General features: G+C 48.9%; 16 protein-coding genes. 9 read left to right on the top strand and 7 right to left on the bottom strand.

Annotated features, from left to right (window positions below; all coding sequences use genetic code 11):
• Nucleotides 1-246 precede the first annotated feature (246 nt).
• The 7 genes from FJ023_05385 (at nt 247) to FJ023_05355 (ending at nt 9,782) form a co-directional block, all read left to right on the top strand.
• Nucleotides 247-1,689, top strand: a complete 1,443-nt coding sequence (locus tag FJ023_05385; protein ID MBM4446770.1) for a hypothetical protein — start codon at nt 247-249, stop codon at nt 1,687-1,689.
• Nucleotides 1,690-1,785: 96 nt separating this feature from the next.
• Nucleotides 1,786-2,658 (top strand): MoxR family ATPase, encoded by an 873-nt coding sequence (locus FJ023_05380; GenBank protein MBM4446769.1) that lies wholly within the window; start codon nt 1,786-1,788, stop codon nt 2,656-2,658.
• Between the two features lie 21 nt (nt 2,659-2,679).
• The gene (locus FJ023_05375) at nt 2,680-3,849 is read left to right on the top strand and encodes a VWA domain-containing protein (protein ID MBM4446768.1); all 1,170 of its coding nucleotides are present in this window, start codon (nt 2,680-2,682) and stop codon (nt 3,847-3,849) included.
• Between the two features lie 70 nt (nt 3,850-3,919).
• A complete protein-coding gene (gene hpt, locus FJ023_05370) occupies nt 3,920-4,438 on the top strand; it encodes a hypoxanthine phosphoribosyltransferase (protein ID MBM4446767.1) in 519 nt (172 codons plus the stop codon).
• Nucleotides 4,439-4,457: 19 nt separating this feature from the next.
• Entirely contained in the window at nt 4,458-6,155 is a 1,698-nt protein-coding gene (gene ade, locus FJ023_05365) for an adenine deaminase (protein MBM4446766.1), read from the top strand.
• Between the two features lie 15 nt (nt 6,156-6,170).
• Complete coding sequence (locus FJ023_05360; GenBank protein ID MBM4446765.1) at nt 6,171-7,130, top strand: enoyl-[acyl-carrier-protein] reductase FabK; 960 nt, start codon at nt 6,171-6,173, stop codon at nt 7,128-7,130.
• Between the two features lie 252 nt (nt 7,131-7,382).
• Complete coding sequence (locus FJ023_05355; GenBank protein MBM4446764.1) at nt 7,383-9,782, top strand: formate acetyltransferase; 2,400 nt, start codon at nt 7,383-7,385, stop codon at nt 9,780-9,782.
• Between the two features lie 375 nt (nt 9,783-10,157).
• Here FJ023_05355 and FJ023_05350 read toward each other — a convergent pair whose 3' ends face one another.
• From FJ023_05350 to FJ023_05330, 5 genes are all read right to left on the bottom strand, one after another.
• Complete coding sequence (locus FJ023_05350) at nt 10,158-10,550, bottom strand: response regulator transcription factor (GenBank protein MBM4446763.1); 393 nt, start codon at nt 10,548-10,550, stop codon at nt 10,158-10,160.
• Between the two features lie 191 nt (nt 10,551-10,741).
• Nucleotides 10,742-11,386 carry a response regulator transcription factor gene (locus tag FJ023_05345; protein MBM4446762.1) on the bottom strand — a complete coding sequence of 215 codons (645 nt, stop codon included), beginning with the start codon at nt 11,384-11,386 and terminating at the stop codon, nt 10,742-10,744.
• Nucleotides 11,374-13,482: a HAMP domain-containing protein gene (locus FJ023_05340; GenBank protein ID MBM4446761.1), complete on the bottom strand. Its 2,109-nt coding sequence runs from the start codon at nt 13,480-13,482 to the stop codon at nt 11,374-11,376. The genes FJ023_05345 and FJ023_05340 overlap by 13 nt, the downstream gene beginning before the upstream one ends.
• A gap of 219 nt (nt 13,483-13,701) precedes the next feature.
• A complete protein-coding gene (locus FJ023_05335) occupies nt 13,702-13,881 on the bottom strand; it encodes a hypothetical protein (protein MBM4446760.1) in 180 nt (59 codons plus the stop codon).
• Nucleotides 13,882-13,891: 10 nt separating this feature from the next.
• On the bottom strand, nt 13,892-15,232 hold the full coding sequence (locus tag FJ023_05330; protein ID MBM4446759.1) for a glycine--tRNA ligase: 1,341 nt from the start codon (nt 15,230-15,232) through the stop codon (nt 13,892-13,894).
• A gap of 153 nt (nt 15,233-15,385) precedes the next feature.
• Between FJ023_05330 and FJ023_05325 the strand changes: the two genes are divergently transcribed.
• Both FJ023_05325 and FJ023_05320 read left to right on the top strand, forming a co-directional pair.
• Nucleotides 15,386-17,020 carry a hypothetical protein gene (locus tag FJ023_05325; protein MBM4446758.1) on the top strand — a complete coding sequence of 545 codons (1,635 nt, stop codon included), beginning with the start codon at nt 15,386-15,388 and terminating at the stop codon, nt 17,018-17,020.
• 41 nt (nt 17,021-17,061) lie between these two features.
• Nucleotides 17,062-17,757 carry an HAD family hydrolase gene (locus tag FJ023_05320; protein MBM4446757.1) on the top strand — a complete coding sequence of 232 codons (696 nt, stop codon included), beginning with the start codon at nt 17,062-17,064 and terminating at the stop codon, nt 17,755-17,757.
• Between the two features lie 15 nt (nt 17,758-17,772).
• Here the strand turns inward: FJ023_05320 and FJ023_05315 are convergent, their stop codons facing one another.
• Nucleotides 17,773-18,609 (bottom strand): DUF89 family protein, encoded by an 837-nt coding sequence (locus FJ023_05315; protein MBM4446756.1) that lies wholly within the window; start codon nt 18,607-18,609, stop codon nt 17,773-17,775.
• 64 nt (nt 18,610-18,673) lie between these two features.
• Nucleotides 18,674-19,153: a tryptophan-rich sensory protein gene (locus FJ023_05310; protein MBM4446755.1), complete on the bottom strand. Its 480-nt coding sequence runs from the start codon at nt 19,151-19,153 to the stop codon at nt 18,674-18,676.
• Nucleotides 19,154-19,172 lie beyond the last annotated feature (19 nt).

Here is a 19,172-nt window from a genome sequence, read left to right as displayed (position 1 = left end):
CAAGAAGTATAACACCAAATTTGCTTTTTGTCAAGGGGTCGGAACCATTTTCTTGATAATTTCAAAATTTTTTGTGCGAGTCTTCAACCGCCCAGGGTAGGAAACACCTCACTGATAAAAATCATGTTCTAGCTTAACATCATTGCAAATCAAAAGTCCGTTTGGCATCAAGCTCACATTGGTGTAAAATTTGTTGGTTTCATGCCTTGCTTAAAACATAAATCTTCAACCAAGCCCAAATAACCAATGGACAAATTCAAAGAATTCGAAGCTGTATTTCACCCTAACTCCATGGCTGTTGTAGGTGTTTCGGCTGAAGAGGGTAAACAGGGTAATCGGTTCTTGATGGCGCTTATAGAGTTCGGATTTAAGGGTAAGCTATATCCGGTCCACCCCGATGGTAACGAAATACTAGGCCTAAAAGTATATCCCAGCGTTAGGGACATCCCAGATCCTGTTGATTTCGCTTATATCAGCACACCGGCAAGCTATGTCCCACAGATTATAGAAGACTGTGTGGCTAGAGGAATTCGGGCGGTGGAAATTTTTACCGCCGGCTTCAGTGAAACTGGCACAGAGGGGCAAAAGCTCGAGCAAAAAATAATAGCGCTAGCTAAAGGGAAGCTCCGCATAATAGGTCCCAACTGCTTTGGCGTCTACTGTCCCCTGGGAGGACTTACACTCCTGCCCGGACCTAAATATCCAAAAGAAAGCGGTAACATTGCGCTCATTTCACAAAGTGGCGGAATAGCCACCCACTTCATCTGGGCAGCCAGTGGATACGGGCTAAGGTTCAGTAAGGCTATAAGCTACGGAAACGCCTGCGACCTCAACGAGAGCGATCTCTTAGAGTACTTGGCTCATGACCCTGAGACCAGAATCGTCGCAGCTTATATCGAAGGGGTAAAGGAGGGAAGGCGCTTCTTCGAACTTGCCAAGAGCCTCCTTGGTAAAAAGCCTCTTATTATATGGAAGGGTGGGCTCACAGAAACCGGTAAAAAAGCAGTTAATAGCCATACCGGCTCTATGAGTGGAGAAAAAGCTATATGGCAAGCGTTCTCCAAACAAACCGGGGCGGTACTAATAGACAACTTTGAAGAATTCCTTGACACCACAGCGCTATTCCCACACTTCTCAGAAAGCGTCGGGCGAAAGGTTGCAGTAGTCGGTGGAGGAGGCTCAGTAGGAGTAGCTGCCAGCGATATCTGTGAACAATTCGGGCTCCAAATTCCCACATCACCACCCGACATCCAGCAACAGCTAAGGGCCCTCCTTCCTCCAGCCGGGACAAGCATCAGAAACCCAGTTGATGTAGGAGCTCCCACAATCCCCTCTTCGGTATTGCATAAAGTCCTGGAAATCCTACTTTTCTGGGATGGAATAGATACCATAATCATTGACCGTATTTTCTTATACGGAACCCAACAACTTGCAGGAATACCTGGAGCAGATTCTGAGAAACGCGTCGAGGTGCTGCTAGACATAAGAAAAAAGGGCAAAAAGCCGCTCTTGGTTATTCTCGGAGAACTAGCAACCGATGTTGACAAGATAGACATAGAGACAGAAAGAAGGCGAGTGCAAGACCGCTTCCTTCAAGCCGGCATTGCCGTATCGCCCTCTCTCCAGAGAGCAGTAAAAGCTATTTCCAACATATGTTCCTACTACGAAAAAGCCTACACATTAAAATAGCCTTAAGTGGCCAAATTGCTTCACATTCCAATATCGGCTACAATTAGCAACGGAGTGGCAAAAAGCGTAAACACTAATGGAGGCAAATTTTAAATAATGGTTAATGACGGTTTTGACAAATTCAAAGGCTCCCACGATTATGTTACCTCTGAAGCTCTGAGAAATGCGGTTAATGTAGCCATAGCCTTAAAGAGGCCTTTGTTGGTCAGAGGCGAACCTGGAACGGGCAAAACGCTCCTGGCCCACAGTATCGCCAAAGGTTTAGAGAAAAGTCTGATCGTCTGGAACATAAAATCAACTACCAAAGCCCAAGAAGGCTTATATGTTTACGATACGGTCCAACGACTGAACGACAGCCGCTTCGGGGATAAAGATATCTCCGATATTAGGCAATACATAAAGTTGGGAAAATTGGGAGAGGCTTTTGTCTCTAAAGAGGAGATTGTGCTCCTCATTGACGAGGTAGATAAAGCTGACCTCGAATTTCCTAACGACCTGCTAAATGAGCTAGATGAGATGAGTTTTTATATACCGGAGACAGGAGAGACAGTTGTTGCAACTCATCGACCTATAGTGGTCATAACCAGCAATGCTGAAAAGGAACTCCCTGATGCCTTCCTCCGACGCTGTATATTCCATTACATCGAATTCCCTGACCCTACGCTCATGGAGGAGATAGTGAAGGTGCACTTCCCTGACATCAAGGATAAGCTACTTCACCAGGCTCTGGCAACATTCTACTCACTACGGAAGATCGACGACTTCCGAAAGAAGCCATCAACAAGCGAGCTGATAGATTGGATTCGTGTCCTTATCGCCAGCAGTACACCATATGAGGCAATACCCACTGAAATCCCCTTTGCCGGCACCTTGTTGAAGAAAGAAACAGACTATGCTTATTTCGTAAACACCTTTATGAAGAAAAAACAAACAACAAAAACTGTAGACAGTTACGAAACGCCACGTTAAAAACGGTAGATAGGCACCTGCATGTTTACTGAGTTTTTTTACACCCTAAGGGAAAGAAAAGTACCAGTTTCAATCACAGAATGGATGACCCTAATGGAAGCTCTGTCCAGAGGTTACATCTCCAGCCTGAACGATTTCTATTATCTCGCCCGAGCTATACTGGTCAAAAGCGAGGCTTACTTTGACCACTATGATGTCGCCTTCCAGGAATACTTCAAAGGTATAAAAGCTCCACCAGAAATTTCAGAACAAATCCTGAACTGGCTTAAAGACCCCTTCAACAGAATTTTCCTTACTGAAGAAGAGAGAGCACTGCTGGATATTATGGATTTGGATGAACTGCTCAAGGAGCTTGAGAAAAGGCTTAGAGAACAAACAGAACAACATGACAGAGGCGCCTACTGGATAGGCAGAGGAGGTACCTCGCCTTTTGGGCATTCTGGACAACATCCAGCCGGCTTCAGGATTGGTGGCGCAGGCGGAGGCAGGAGCGCTATCCAAATCGCTGAACAAAGGCAATTCCGCAACTACCGTCATGACCTGACGCTCGATATCCGCCAAATCGAAGTAGCCCTGAAAGGGCTACGACAATTGAATCGCACCGGGCCAGAGGACGAGCTAGATTTGGATAAAACTATCGATGCTACTGCCAAGAATGCCGGTGACATTGAGTTAATCTGGAGGCGAAGCAGAAAGAATAAGGTCAAGCTACTCCTCCTTATGGATGTCGGGGGCTCTATGGACCCCTTTGTCCATCTCTGCAGCCTGCTTTTCTCAGCTGCCCACCGCAGCACTCACTTCAAGGATTTCCAATACTACTATTTCCATAACTGCATCTACGACTACGTTTACAAAGACATCGAGCGCCGGGACGCAATAAGCACCAACCATCTACTGCACACAATGGAGCAAGATTATAAGGTGATATTGGTAGGAGATGCTTGGATGGCACCATCGGAGCTAAATAGTGTTTACGGCGCCGTTTACTACTATGAACGAAACTACAAGCCGGGGATAGCCCGCCTTAAGCAAATCGCTGACCATTTCAGCCACTGCGTCTGGCTAAACCCCGAATCACCCAACTACTGGAACGAACCTACCGTTCTAATGATTAGAAAAATCTTCCCCATGTTTGAGCTAACCATCGAAGGTCTTCAAAAAGCTGTGAAGAAACTGATCGTTAAGCGCTGACAGCCCTTAAAACGAGGCCCTAGGCCCACTGTATAGACAAAGAAAACCATCTAAGGGTATAATCACGCCCATGTCCCCACAGCCTAAGGTCCTAATCACGCAAGAGGAAATCAGGCAGGCTGTAGCTAAGCTGGCTGCTGAAATCAGATGGGATTACCAAGGAAAACAACCACTACTCATCGGCATCCTTAAAGGTTCCTTCATCTTTATGGCTGACCTAGTTCGTGAGCTTGGCTTACCTGTAGAAACTGACTTCGTCAGACTCTCGAGTTACGGCGCAGGCACGGAAACTTCAGGCAAGGTGAAAGTGGTGCAGGGACTTAAGACACCAATAAAAGGCAGGGATGTAATAGTAATTGAGGACATAGTTGATACCGGGCTGACCGTTTCTTTCCTAATAGATTACCTGCGAAAGAAAAAACCGGCGTCCTTAAAGCTCTGTGCCCTGACCGACAAGCCCTCACGACATAAGGTTCCGGTGACCATTGATTACCTCGGTTTCACTGTGCCCAACAAGTTTATAGTCGGCTACGGAATTGACTGGAATGAAAAGTTTCGCCATCTGCAAGATATATGTTGCATAGATTAGTTTGCCAGAGGAACAGAATATGAGCTTAGCTAAACTGATCTCAGTGGCCCGTGGGGACACTCCAGCAGACTTGCTGCTAAAGAACGCCAAAATAATAAACACTTTCGTCGGCATCATAGAAGAAGGCAATGTAGCTATCTACGGCGATAGGATTGCCGGCATCGGCAATTATCACAAGGCCAAAAAAACAATTGAACTCAATGGCAGCTATCTAGCACCTGGATTAATAAACGGCCACAGCCACTTCGAGAGCTCTATGCTCCATCCTGCCCAGTATGCCCAAGCTGTGGTTTCCAGAGGTACCTCAGCTATAGTTACTGACCTTCATGAGATAGCCAATGTGTCCGGCCTCGAAGGTATAAAGTTCGTCCTGGACTGGGCACAAAAGTTACCGCTGGACATGTTCTTCATGGCTCCATCATGTGTGCCAGCTACCCATATGGAAACCAGTGGAGCCGAGATCAAAACCCAGGATATTAAGAAGATACTCAAGATGAAGAACGTTATTGGGCTTGGCGAGATGATGAACTTCCCCGGCGTTATCTTCGGCGATAAGCAAGTTCTAAACAAGGTAACCGCTGCAAAAGGTAAACTCATCGATGGGCACGCCCCGAGCGTCACTAACAAACAGCTAAACGCCTACCTAGCTGCTGGCATCCGCTCGGACCATGAATCGACCACCACAGAGGAAGGGAGGGAGAAGCTGAGGAGGGGAATGTACTTGATGATACGTGAAGGCTCTTCGGAGAAAAACCTGAATGCTCTTCTACCTCTGGTTAATGCTAAAACGTCTAAAAGATGCTTTTTTGTTGTCGATGACCGCAGTTGCTCCGATTTGCTCCACGAGGGCGACATTGATGCTGTTGTCAGGAAGGCAATACAAAGCGGACTTGAGCCAGTGCGGGCAATACAACTGGCAACCATCAATACCGCTGAGTATTTCAGGCTATACGACAGGGGCGGCATCGCTCCCGGCTACATAGCCAACCTCATAACCATAACCGACCTCCCGCAACTTGAAATAGATATGGTCTTTTATAAAGGCGGCCTGGTAGCTAGAGAAGGCAGTTATCTTCTACCACCACTAAAAGCTCCTGCCAAAGAGCTGGCGGATACCGTCCGCATCAAGCCTTTCGGCATAGAGGTATTAAAATTAACCACAAGTGGGGAAAACTTTCCAGTTATCGAAATCATCCCCGGCCAGATAATCACTAAGAAAAGAATTGAGAGGGTTAAAGCCAAAGATGGTGTAGTCATGCCTGACCTAGAAGAAGATATACTAAAGTTGGTAGTTGTGGAAAGGCACAAGACAAGTGGCAATATTGGCCTGGGGATGGTCAACGGCTTTGGACTGAAACGTGGTGCCCTAGCCTCATCCATAGCCCATGACTCTCATAACATAGTAGCGGTTGGCACAAACGACCTTGACATCTTCACATCAATCAAGGAGATAGAAAAGCTGCAAGGTGGGTTAGTAGCGTGCGTCGACGGCAAAATTCTGGCAGCTTTACCGCTACCTGTCGCCGGACTACTTTCATCCGAGCCACTGGAAGCAGTTGTCAAAAAGTTTGAGAAGGTGGAAAAAACCGCGTCTGGGCTAGGAAATGTTCCTCCAGCACCCTTCGCTCTTCTTTCATTCATCGCATTACCAGTAATACCAGAAATTAGGTTGACTGATATGGGACTGGTTAACGTGATAGAATTCAAGTTAATCTAAAAGGAGGCCTGATTAATGAAGAGGACAAGACTTTGTGACCTGTTGGACATCAAATACCCCATAATTCAGGGGGGAATGGTATGGATCACCAATGCTGAATTGGCTGCGGCGGTCTCCAATGCAGGAGGCTTGGGCTTAATCAGTCCTACCGCCGGAATGAGCCTCAATGGCGACCAGGTAGAAAATCTAAAAAAGCAGATAGAAATAGCCAGAAGCTTAACTTCCAAACCTTTCGGAATTAATCTACCTATATTGAACAATCCCCAGATCGAGGAGTTGGTCGCTGCGGCCATTGATACTAAGGTAAAAGTAGTGGTGACAGCCGCTGGTAATCCAGCCATATACACAAGCCGACTCAAAGAAGCCGGGATAAAAGTCCTCCATCTGGTTGCAGCAGTGAAACATGCCCAAAGTGCCGAAAGACGAGGCGTGGACGCAGTTATTGCAGAGGGCTATGAAGCCGGTGGTCACAACGGCCTAGATGAACTTACTACTTTTACCCTGATACCGCAGGTAGCAGATGCGGTAACAATCCCAGTAGTAGCCGCTGGTGGGATTGCTGATGCCAGAGGCGTAGTAGCTGCTCTGGCACTGGGTGCCGATGGCGTCCAGATGGGCACCCGCTTTGTGGCTACACACGAGTGTGCTGCCCACAAAAACTTCAAAGAGGCAGTAGTAAAAGCTAGCGACGTTGACACTGTCATTACCGGTAGGAAACTTGGACCAACCAGGATACTGAAGAACGAACTGGCCGCCAAACTATTGGAGATGGAAGCTGCTGGAGCTTCAGTTGAAGAGCTGCTAGCCTTCATTGGGAGTGGTAGGTCACGGACCGGACAGTTCGAAGGAGACCTGACTAGTGGCGAAGTCTATTGCGGTTCCATAGCCGGCATGATTAAGGAAATCAAAAGCGTCGGCGAGGTCATCAAAAGCATCGTCGATAACTACGAAGCAGTTCTGGCCCGTTTAAGATAATCAGGATCTCAGCGGCTTCAGGGGGCAAAGCTAGGCTTAGATATAGTCACTTCCTCTTTAAATTAGCGATAAAGCTGTCAACATCAATAGCCGCCATGGTCATTGTCTAAAGAGTGCCCCCTAGAGCCCAACTCTATAGCTAACTTGCAGATGACCTGATTATTTAGAGCATCTAGTTTAAAAGGATCTCCTCTCTCCTGGCGGGAGAGAGGCAGAGTTAGGGAGAACCAGTCCTTGACATTGCGGTGGGGAATGGCCTATTCTGCTGGCAAGAAGGGGGCATCTATGGCAAAGCAGGTTAGCACTGTGGAAAAGAAAGAAGCCTCGCCACGCTTTAGGCGCATAAAGCATGAACTTCTCTCCACCCAAGTCCACATGTGCCCGGAGCGGGCATATCTCATCACCGACTACTTTAAACATCACGATGACCCAACCGAGCCGATGATAATCCGCAAGGCTAAGGCTCTGCGCCATCTGCTAAGGCATAAGTCGGTGCGCATCTATCCAGATGAACTCATCGTGGGTAGCATGGGTAGCCAGCGCATCTCAGCTATTATCCAGCCCGAGCTGAGCGGTGTCTTCATGGCCACCGACCTGCTGTGGATTGATAAGAGGAAGACAACCCCTTTGCACATCCCCTGGCGCGACCGCTTGAAGCTGCTGTTCGGTGTTTTTCCTTACTGGCTTTTCCGCAATATGCCGGTGCGGGCTTTCTCTGGGCGTCGGCGTGAGCTGCTGCGCTATGTATTGGAGCAGCTTAAGGCTACCTATTACTTGATTAACGAAGCCGGCGGCATCGGGCACTTCCTGCCTAACTACCAGAAGATGCTCAGGCTGGGTGTAAAAGGCTATCTGGAAACTATGGCGGGAAAGGAAAGTGACCTCCACCGAGCGGCGAGAGTTGCCTGTGAAGGGCTGGTTGATTATGCCGGGCGGCTAGGGGACGAGGCTGAGCGTTTAGCTATTAAGGAAAAGGATGAGGAGCGTGCCGCTGGGCTGAAGGAAATAGCCCGCATCTGCCGCAGAGTCCCATATAACCCGGCCGACACTTTTCATGAAGCCCTGCAGTCGCTGTGGCTGACGCATATGGCGGTGTGCCTTGAAGGGCTCAACTCCGCTATCTCCTTCGGCAGGATGGACCAGTATCTTTATCCTTACTACCAGCGTGACCTACAAGAAGAGCGAATCACTCCACAACGAGCCCGCGAACTGCTGCTCTGTTTCTCGGCTAAGGCAACTGAGCATGTCTTCCTGCTTTCCGAGGGGGTCAGCCAATATCATGGCGGCTACCTGGTGGTGCAGGCGGCGATAGTCGGGGGTCTGGACCGAGAGGGGAAAGACGTGGTTAATGACCTTACCCATATCTTTCTCGACGTGATGGAGGAATCTGGCTTGCGTGACCCGAACTATCAGGCACGCATCCACGTCGGTTCTCCTGAAAGTTATCTGAGGCGAGCGGCGGATGTGGCCAGGAAAGGCAATGGGGTGCCAGCCCTGTTCAATGATGAGGCGGCCATAGCCTCGCTTGTCTCTCATGGCTATCCACTGGAGGAGGCACGAAATTATGCCGTGGTCGGCTGTGTGGAGCTGGCTCTGCCGGGAAAGAGCTTCTTCTCCACCGATGCGGCATTATTTAATCTTCCTCTCTGCCTTGAGCTGGCGCTCAATGGTGGCCGACGGCTCAACGGTCGACGTAAAATTGGCGCAGCCACCTCAGACCCCATCTCTTTCACCAGCATTGACCAGGTGATTAAAGCCTTTAAGACGCAGGTGAGGTATATGGTGGCACGGATGATAAATGACCTGCAGGTGATTGAACAGGGGAACCGTGGTTATCACCCCACGCCATTTTCGTCCATGCTGGTAGATGGCTGTCTGGAATCAGGACGTGATGTAACTGCTGGCGGAGCTTTATATAACTCCAGCGGCATTCAGGGGGTGGGAGTGGCTGACCTAGCTGATTCGCTGGCGGCTCTGGATTATGTGGTTTTCCAGCGTCGCAAGTATACTATGGCTAAGGTACTGGAGGCGTTGCGTGATAACTTCGCTTCGTCTCCTGAACTCCAGGCTGAACTGCTCAAAGCCCCTAAATATGGGAATGACCATCGCCTGCCTGATGGCTATGCCAATCAGGTGGTGCATATTTTCCACTCAGCTTTAGCCCAGCACCGCAATACACGTGGCGGTCCCTATGTGCCCGGTTTCTATTCCGTGACCTGCCATGTAGCTTTCGGCAAGCGAACAGCGGCTTTACCCAGCGGTAGAAAGTCTGGGGAGCCGCTCGCTGCCAGCATGGGCGCCACCAACGGTTGTGACCGGCTAGGACCGACAGCCTTGCTTAACTCCGTGGCGCACGTGGACTCGGCACTGTCGCCAAACGGTTATGCTATGAACCTCCGTTTCGACCCCAATACTATAGCTGGCGACCGAGGGTTGGACATACTTACCGGTCTAGTGAAGGGCTTTTTCGGCTCAAAGGGGCTGGAAATGCAGTTGAATGTGCTCGACCCTGAGATGCTGGAGGATGCCCGGCGCAATCCGGGGAAATATCCAGAGTTGGTGGTACGCGTATCCGGTTATTGCGCCTATTTCGATGACCTCCCCGATGCTGCCAAGCGAGAGATCATCAACCGTACGCGGCTTCAGGTGTAGGATGGCCTGAACTTTCTCACTTACCCTGACCCTCCCCCATAAAGCAGGAAAGGGCAATACCACAAACAAAGGGATAAACAGGTTTAATGGTCTTTCTGCCCTCATCAGTCAAGGTTGTTAACATCACATAGATAGGCATCGCTCCACCCCCTCCTAAAAATACTTCAAACTAGCCTTGCCCCCTGCAGCTTAATTCAATTCTAACAGACTCTGAGAGCAATTCAAGCCCTTGTCCAGATATGCTTACATATCGACATTAACAACAAAAGTCTTCCGGGAAAGGCTTCAACGATAAGAGGCAAAGAAAACGCTATGGGCTCGCTCAGATGATACCTAAAACTGCTGCCTAATTTCTTAAATTACAAACAACTGTGCTCAGCCGGCCTTTTTCGCTTTTGCTCGGTTGCTCCGCGCCAAAACCCTGATGGCTTCCATCAAGTCCTGACGTCTGCAATCTTTGGTCAGGTACCAACTAGCACCAGCATCAAGCGCTGACCCGACATAATCGCCATAGACCGTTAAAAATAAAACTTTGACATCGGGCAGGCTCCTCTTTATTCGACGGGTTGCCTCTGTGCCATCTATGCCGGGCATGTGAGCATCCATCAAAATGATATCCGGGTTCAGCTTTTCCGCTTGCGTCACTGCATCAAGGCCATCCACAGCCTCCCCAACCACATCTATATCAGTCTGGGGCTCGAGGATGCTCTTGAGTCCCTCCCTTACCACTTCATTATCATCGACTATAAGTACCTTTATCTTTTCCATTTCACCTCTACTGATATCCAGGCTTGCCTTTCTTAGGTGTGACTTATATCATCGCCAATCACCTTAATCTTAAGTTAAGTTTACCGTCTTAACTCAGTTACACAATCAGGATAGTGGCTGGTTTCACCTGCGGAAAAAGGGTGACCCTAAAGTCAACCTTCTATCCGATGTTAAGTAATACTTTAGCATGACTAAAGACGGATTATACCTTTCTTAAGAGCTTGAGTTACGGCTTCGGTACGGTCATTCACTCCCAGTTTTTGAAAAATATTAGCAATATGCGTCTTCACCGTACTCTGGGCAATGCTAAGTTGAGCACTAATCTCTTTATTAGCCGCACCTTTAGCCATAAGACGCAATATTTCCAACTCTCGCTCGGAAAGCTCATCACCAGACGGTGTCCGACGAGATAGCTCGGAGAAACGGTCAAGCAATTTTGATGCCACCACTGGCTGAATAAGTGACTCACCTTGATAAACAGCCCTTATTGCCTTGAATAAATCCTCTCTCGGAGCATCTTTAAGGAGATAGGCCCGAGCACCAGCTTCGATACCACTAAATATATACTCGTCATCGCTATAGGTGGTCAGGATTATGAATCTAACATCAGGCACCACTGACTTTATCTGACGCATAGCCTCTACACCATCCATCTCCGGCATCCGAAGGTCCATAAGCACTACGTCCGGTTTCAACTCCTTGGCTTTATTCACTGCTTCCACCCCATCTTTAGCATCGCCAACCACCTCAAAGTCAGCTTCCCTGCTCAGCATGGCAAACAACCCCTCTCTAACCACCGGATGGTCATCAGCAATCAAAATCTTTATAGCTCCCACTGCGAAACCTCCTTGCTGGTAGGAATAACTACCTTAACCAGCGTTCCTTTACCTCTTCTGCTCTGTACTTCAAATGTACCTCCTAAGCCTCGAGCCCGTTCCCGCATACTTACTAACCCGAAGGTATCCCTTTTCTTTTCATCACCACCTGATGCTCTTGGCCTGAAGCCAACGCCATTGTCGCTAACACTCAGCTCCACCGCTGACTCATCAAAAGTCAGACTCACTTCCACCTCAGTAGCTTTGGCATGTTTCCTCACATTAGTCAGGGACTCCTGGCAAATGCGCAGAAGACCTGCTTCTATTTCTGGCGGCAGGCCACGCCTCACACCAAAAACATCGAACTGAGCATTCACACCAACGCCCTGACTGAGTTTATCTACCTCCTGTTTAATCGCCTCAACTAAAGGCAGCTGTTCCAAAGCCTGAGGCCGTAGGTTCCACACCGACCGCCGAGCTTCAGCTAGGCTTTTTCGAGCCAGGCTTCGAGCTTGATTCAAATGCCGCTCCGCTGCTGCAACATCCTCACCCAATGCCTGTTCAGCTGCTTCAAGCTGTAGAATAATGCCGCTGAATCCTTGAGCCAGTGTGTCATGGATCTCTCTGGCCATGCGGTTACGTTCCTCCATAACTGCTATCTGACGTGTCTCCTCGTAGAGACGGGCATTTTCAATAGCCACAGCCAGCTGGTCAGCTAGCGTCTGGGCAGTGTATAAATCAGCTTCGCCAAAAGCATCAACTTCGGTGCTCTCGATATCCAAAACTCCAAGAACGTTGTTCCCAATCTTGACAGGAACAGCAAGCTCAGACTTAGTGTCTCTTAATGCCTCGACAGCACGATACCTAAAATCCTCACTTACATCATTCGCCAAAATCGGCTCACCTGTCTGAGCTACCCAGCCAACTATACTCTCCTCATCAACCTCCAGAGGCACCTGCACCGGTATAACCCCTTTCTGTCCGCTTAAACACAGCGCTTTAAGCGCAACTTTACCAGAGCTAGGTTCCATCAGAAAGATGTTGACATTATAGTAGTGGAAGGTCTCATGGAGCAGGTTGCCTACATACGGTAATAGTTCGTCAAGATGCACGATAGAGCTAATCTTACGGCCAACCTCGTTTATGGTACGTAGTTGCTCCGCTCTCTGTCGTTCCTGTTTGGTGCGATCTTCAACCTTTCGTTCCAGGTCAGTATAGGACTCCTTTAAAGCCTTGGCCATATCATTGAACTGCTCAGCCAACTGCTGGATTTCATCACCAGTATCAGCACTAATGCTATAGTCAAGCTCGCCCTTGGCTATGACTTCAGCACCCTTGGTCAACGCCAGTATTGGCCGGGTGATCGCCCTTGATAGTAAAAATATCACTGCAGCAGCAATAAGAATCATGCCACCGAAAACACCAGTGAGAATCCACTGCGTTTTCTCTACTCTCTCATTTATGTCTTGCATAGCCTTCTTAACTGTGGAAGTTATCTCAGCTTCTAACTCCCCGGCAGGTGCCGAGTACTCATCAATGTAGGTAGATGCCGCTACTACAAACTCCGTACCTTCTACAGGCATACAATGCATATATTTTGTCCTGACCTCCCCTTTAGTATCTTCCCAGTCATAAATGCCTGAGGCTTCTCCCTTAAAACTCCTTCCTACGATAGACGCAAAGTAGACAGGCTCACCACCCACCTTAAGTAAGTTGACACCCACCATTTGAGGGGTGCTATGGAAATAGACCGTGCCAGTCTTATCATAGGCCATTGTAGACCCAGTTTGTCCTACACGTTGAACTGCTATCTCGCCCAGCTCCTTATTCCCCGTCAACTCGGAAATGCTCAAGGCTGGATGATACCGCATAAAGAGTTCCATCTCATTGGCAACATACAGTGCCCGCCGCTGTATTAAAGTTCGGCCCAGGTCTTCCAAAGCAACAATGCTCTGACGCGCAACTTCGTCTACCATGGTAGCGCTACTCTTTTTGGCAATATCCCTGACCTGATATATGGTACGAAATGCCAGTGAGCTAGTAACACCCAGTGAGATAAAAGACAAAGCCAAAAAAAAGATAAGAATTTTAGCTCTTATGCCAAACTTTAACCTCATCTTAACTTCCAACCTCCATACCTTCTTCTATCCTTTGCTCCGCTTCCCATATCAACCTTTCGCCATATCCAAATAAGACCTCCTGGCACTCATCAAATACTTTCTTAGTCTCTAAGTATTTCTTTAGCCTTCAACCGGAGTCAACTTCTGGCTCGTCCACTCACCCAATCTAAAGCACATCTCCTGCCTGCTTCGGCAATAGTAGCATAATGAGCCTCTCTAAGAGCCTCGTATATCGCCGCAGAAGATAACCAAGTCAACACCATTGCCCACTGCATATTCTACCACCTCGCCCAGAGCCCTGAGAACATCAATCAGCCTTGTCGAGGATCCCGTAGCCGAGTCGACATCAAAAGTCTCCACGCCCAGACGGAGTTCAAAAGAATGGAGAATCTTCATTATTTATTATTTATTCCGAAGTACCTGGTGTCCTAGTTTCCCATAGTGACTGTGTAGCAAAGGGCTCACCGCTCAGTTTAGACTGTAAGGTATTCGCCATATCCTTTATCGCCAATCTAATCTGCGCCATGCTATCGCGTTCTCGAATAGTAACCTGTTTGTCCTCCAGCGATTGGAAATCAATAGTAACACAAAATGGGGTACCGATTTCATCCTGCCGACGATACCGCCGACCTATGCTCTGGGCATCATCATACTGCGTCATAAAATGTCGGCGAAGTTCAGCATATACCTCCCTAGCTAGAGGCACCAGCTTCTCATTTCTGCTTAAAGGCAGAATGGCCACTTTGATTGGAGCTAATTCTGGATGAAAATGCAAAACCACCCTGGTTTCCCCTTCAGCTAGCTCCTCATCATAGGCATCTATAAGGAAAGCCAGCGTCGAGCGGTCAACACCGGCCGAAGGCTCAATAACATAGGGCGTATAACGCTCCCCTGTCTCCTCATCAAAGTAGCTCAAGGTTTTTCCGCTATACTTAGCATGTTGCACAAGGTCGAAGTCGCCCCGGTTGGCAATGCCCTCTAGTTCCGCCCAACCCATAGGGAAAAGATACTCAATATCGTCGCAGTCCTTGGCATAATGAGCCAGTTCTTCCTTAGCATGCTGGCGAAGGCGCAGGTTCTCCTCTCTGATTCCAAGCTTTAAGTACCAATTGAAGCGCTCCTTCACCCAGTAATTGAAGCACTTCTCATCAGTGCCCGGCTTGACGAAGTACTCGATCTCCATCTGCTCAAACTCTCTGGTTCTGAAGATGAAGTTACCAGTTGTGATTTCGTTGCGAAATGACTTGCCCATTTGCGCAATACCAAAAGGCAACTTTCTCCTTGAAGTAGCCAGTACATTATCGAAATTAACAAAAATACCCTGAGCTGTCTCCGGACGCAGATAAACAACGCTGGCATCATCCTCCACTGGCCCCATAAAAGTCTTGAACATCAAGTTGAACTGCTTCGGCTCCGTCAGCTCGCCGCTACAATCGGGGCAGCTATCACCATTCAGGTCAGTGGCCCGCCACCTGAAGTGACAGGCCTTACATTCTACCAAGGGGTCAGAAAAGCCCTCAACATGACCACTAGCTACCCACGTCTGGGGATGCATCATTATGCTGGCATCTATACCAACCATGTCATCCCGTTCTTGAACTACTGCTCGCCACCAGGCGTCTCTAACGTTCCGCTTCAACTCCACCCCTAGCGGCCCATAGTCCCAACAACTACCCAACCCACCGTAGATCTCGCTGCTAGGAAAGATGAAACCTCTCCGCTTACATAAGGAGACGATTTTTTCCATGTCCACTTTGTTCTTTTCCTCAGGCAATTTAACCTCCTCAGAAGCTTAACCAAGCTTATCAACTTTATGTCTGAGTGTCAAAAGACCCCAAAAGTGATGTTTCTATACAATTATGCTAGAATCGAAACACACTAAGACTGCATAAGTCAGCCGATGAATACAATCAGTAAGCCCGGAATACTATGCATTGTGTATCTGGTTCTGCTGGTTTTGGCAAACATCTCTTGCAGCCCTAAACCCATAACACCATCACCCCAACCGCCACCCCCACCAGAACTACCAACTCCAGACACTACACAACCTCAAACAGTAATTACCATCGCCCCGATTGAAACCATCAGCTACAACAAAGTCACCTTCGAATGGATTGGTAGCGATGATAGAACTCTAACCATTAACTTGACCTACTCATATTATCTAGAAGGCTATGATACAGACTATTCTCCGTTCACCGCTGATACCACCAGGATATACAATGACTTGCCTAACGGCACTTACACATTTTATGTCAAATCAAGAGATGAAGCTGGCAATTCTGACCCCACTCCAGCAACCGTCAAATTCACAATAGCTACAGCCCCACCGGAAGAAAAGCCCCAAGTCGTAACACCTATCGTCAGCACCTTGCTTACAGTGCCCAATAGCGATGTCAGCCACATAGCTGTCGCCTACAATAACACCATTTACGCCGTCGATTCCCCAAACGCTAAGCTTTACAAATCAGACCACGGCGGTATCGGCTGGACTGACATAACAAGAGGCCTTCCTGCAGCGGCGCCGTGGACAGAACTAGCCATAGCCCCGGATGACCCGAAAATCGTTGCCGTAGCTGCCAATGCCGGTACTGAGGTTTATCTGTCCACTGATGGTGGTGCCAATTTCACTGCCACCGGATTAAGCGGCAAACTAGGTGGCGGTGAGCAAGTCAATTGCATTGCCATATCGCCAAGCTATGGCCGCCGTGATTTAGCCGTAGGCACTTCCACAGGCAGTGGTAACGGCAGAGTGTTGGTGAACATAACCAGTGGATTTCCCAGCAACTGGAAAGACATGAGCACCGGCGCCACCGGCTGGTCAAACGCCGACGTCTTCGCCATCGAGTATCCACCAGGGTTTGCTGCTGACGGCACTCTTCTGGCTATCACCGCCACTGGCCCCGCTCCAGCTACCGATGACACCTACCTCTACATCGGCATCAGGGACCTTGGCGGAGATACCACAATCTGGAATAGCTCCGCAGGCTACCCTGTAGAAATCTGCCAATCAGGCCAAGACACACCAGGAACACCGCTAACTTATGCCGATATAGCCTTGCCAGCAGATTACTCTGGCACCGTCCCCGCACACCGGCATGTCTACACTTGCTGGACTGATAATCCACCAGGAGTAGCCACCGCCGGCAATCCTAATGATGACGTTTACCGTCTTGATGACACCGTCTGCTACCGACTTCTGGTTCGCAACGATATCATCTGCAGTCTGGCGCATTACGGCATGTTCAGCCGGGGCAAGCTGTTGGCTGGAGCTATGTTGGCTAAGCCAGCCACTTTCAATCCAGGCCCTCAGGTATACTTTACATCCAACCCACAGTCACCATACCCCACCTGGCAGAGTAGCCAGAAAACACCCACCGGCCCCGGTCAGGCCCGCGTAGCCTGGTCTCCCGATGGCAAAGCGGTTTATTGCGGTACCAGCTCCGCCGGTGGCGGCAGCCACGACCAGAGCGCCTTCTCCATAAGCACCAACGATGGCTTCACCTGGAACCAGATAGGTCTGATTGACCTTTAGTTTGACACCTCAAGTCGCTTTCTCTACAATTTCAACTCGGCATGATCAAAGCTGTCTTCTTTGACTTCTACAACACCTTGGCCACTTACCATCCACCTCGGGAAGAGGCATGGGCTAATGCCTGCCGAGAGCGCGGCATTAAGGTGGAAGCAAAGACGCTATTTAGCTCCTTAGCTGCAGCAGACATGTACTGGCGTGATGAGAACTCCCGCTCACCCGTAGACAAGAAAACTCCAGAGGAAAAAATCAACTTTTACGTCGAATACGCAACCAGGATACTCGAAGGAGCTGGTGTGGAAGCTAGCCGTGACACGGCACTTCAAATACTGGCAGCAATCCGAGAGCATAAGTGGGAGTTCAGAACCTTTGATGATACCTTACCCACCTTAAAAGAGCTGGAGAACCGAGGCTTAATCTTAGGGCTGATTTCCAACGTCGTCCAGGACATGGAGTCCACATATACGGAGTTAGGACTACAACCGTACCTCGATTTCAAGGTAACCTCTGCCGAAGTTGGTTGTGACAAACCACAGCCAAAGATATTCCAGGCAGCGCTAAAGAAAGCTAAGGTCAAGCCTGAAGAAGCCATATATGTTGGTGACCAGTACGACTTGGATATTGTCGGTGCCCGAGGGGTCGGCATGAAAGCTTTATTCATCGACCGCAACGACTATTTCCCGGACATCACCGACTGCCCCAGAATCCGCAGTCTCACCGAAATCACGAAATACATCTGACCTCATCGATCGCCTTTACCTCAGCATTGCCACATAGCTGTTCAGTGGAACTTTGAGGGAATCAGCCACCGGTTGGCATTTCGCCCTGAGACAGTAGAAAACCCTGCCTTCCGCCGGCATCTCAGATAGAGACTCATAATAGCCCATGCCTTTGGCAAATATGAGGTCTGCAGAATTGAACTCACGCTTAAACTCCGCCGACGCCACAGAGAAATCTATGCCCGGGGTAGCCGTCCCGGTGGTCATTATCTCGCCTAGCTCAGCTTCAGGCCCGGCTCGCCTGATATCTTCCACAGTAACGTCATCCTGAACCGGCGAGGCCTTAACCACATAAGCAACAGAAGCCCATTGCCTCATCCACCTGATAAGCAGTAAATCAAAAAACACCTCACCAGCATTATCCGCCAAATACAGAACTCTTCGGGCATGCTTAAGTTTGGCTTCAAACCGCTCCGAATCATCGATGACAAAATCCACATGCCGTTTCATGTCCTTCTTCATAACATCAAGAGGCCTGAAGAAATCTATGGTATTCCCCAGAGCGGCAAACTTGAGGCAACTTCTAAAGCTGCCATGTTCAACTTTTATCTGCTTCGACAGCTCTCTGGCGACCGCGATCTCCTTGTCTTTCATCTGCCGGTAAGGGTCAGAATTTCCGGTTATCCTCTTTATGGCATCATGGATTTTGGTGGCGATAACAATAGATACACTATCCAGAGAGAAATTGTCACCAAGTATCTTCAGGCTCTCTGCTACAGCTCTGGCTTTAGCCGGCTCATCATTCGCCGCCAGCTCAGCGGCCTGGCAAGCCAGCTTCTGCAAGCACTCATAACAATCCTTCGAAGCTTTCATTTCCAGAATTAATGTGCAGCGGGATAGGTTATGCAGATAACTTGCCTTTAGTTACGCTTGCGGCTTATCGGTTCAATAACCATATCGATGAATTCAGAACCGCCGCAAAAGTCACCCAGAGCAGATAAGGCCACATAAGTGCGCTAGAGGCCAAAGATATCCTGAAGAACTTCAGAACGGTGAACAGTATCGCCACCCACAGAGCGAAGATTACGATTAATCCGTACAAAGGAGACTCGAGGCCAAAGAAAACCACCGACCACAGGGCATTTAGAACCAACTGCACCAGGAACACGATTAGTGCTATCCTGACCTGTCGATTCTCCAATCCCTTACGCCAGACCAGAAATGCGGCTACGCCCATCAGTATATACAGTAGTGTCCACACCGGAGCAAACAACCAGTTCGGTGGGTTAAAAGCCGGCTTCTCCAGCGTTGCATACCAGTTTGGAATCGCCTCCCGTGTAAATATAGAACCGATGGCACCAGCAGCCAGGCAAGCAACAATACATGCTACTAGCTTAAAGACGTCCTTGAGTTTCATGTCTCGCATTATACCATTG

The sequence above is a fragment of the Chloroflexota bacterium genome (assembly GCA_016875875.1).
Taxonomy (GTDB): domain Bacteria; phylum Chloroflexota; class Dehalococcoidia; order GIF9; family UBA5629; genus 9FT-COMBO-48-23.
The sequence above is the reverse complement of the archived record's forward strand: the minus strand, read 5'-3'. Positions and strand labels throughout refer to the sequence as shown.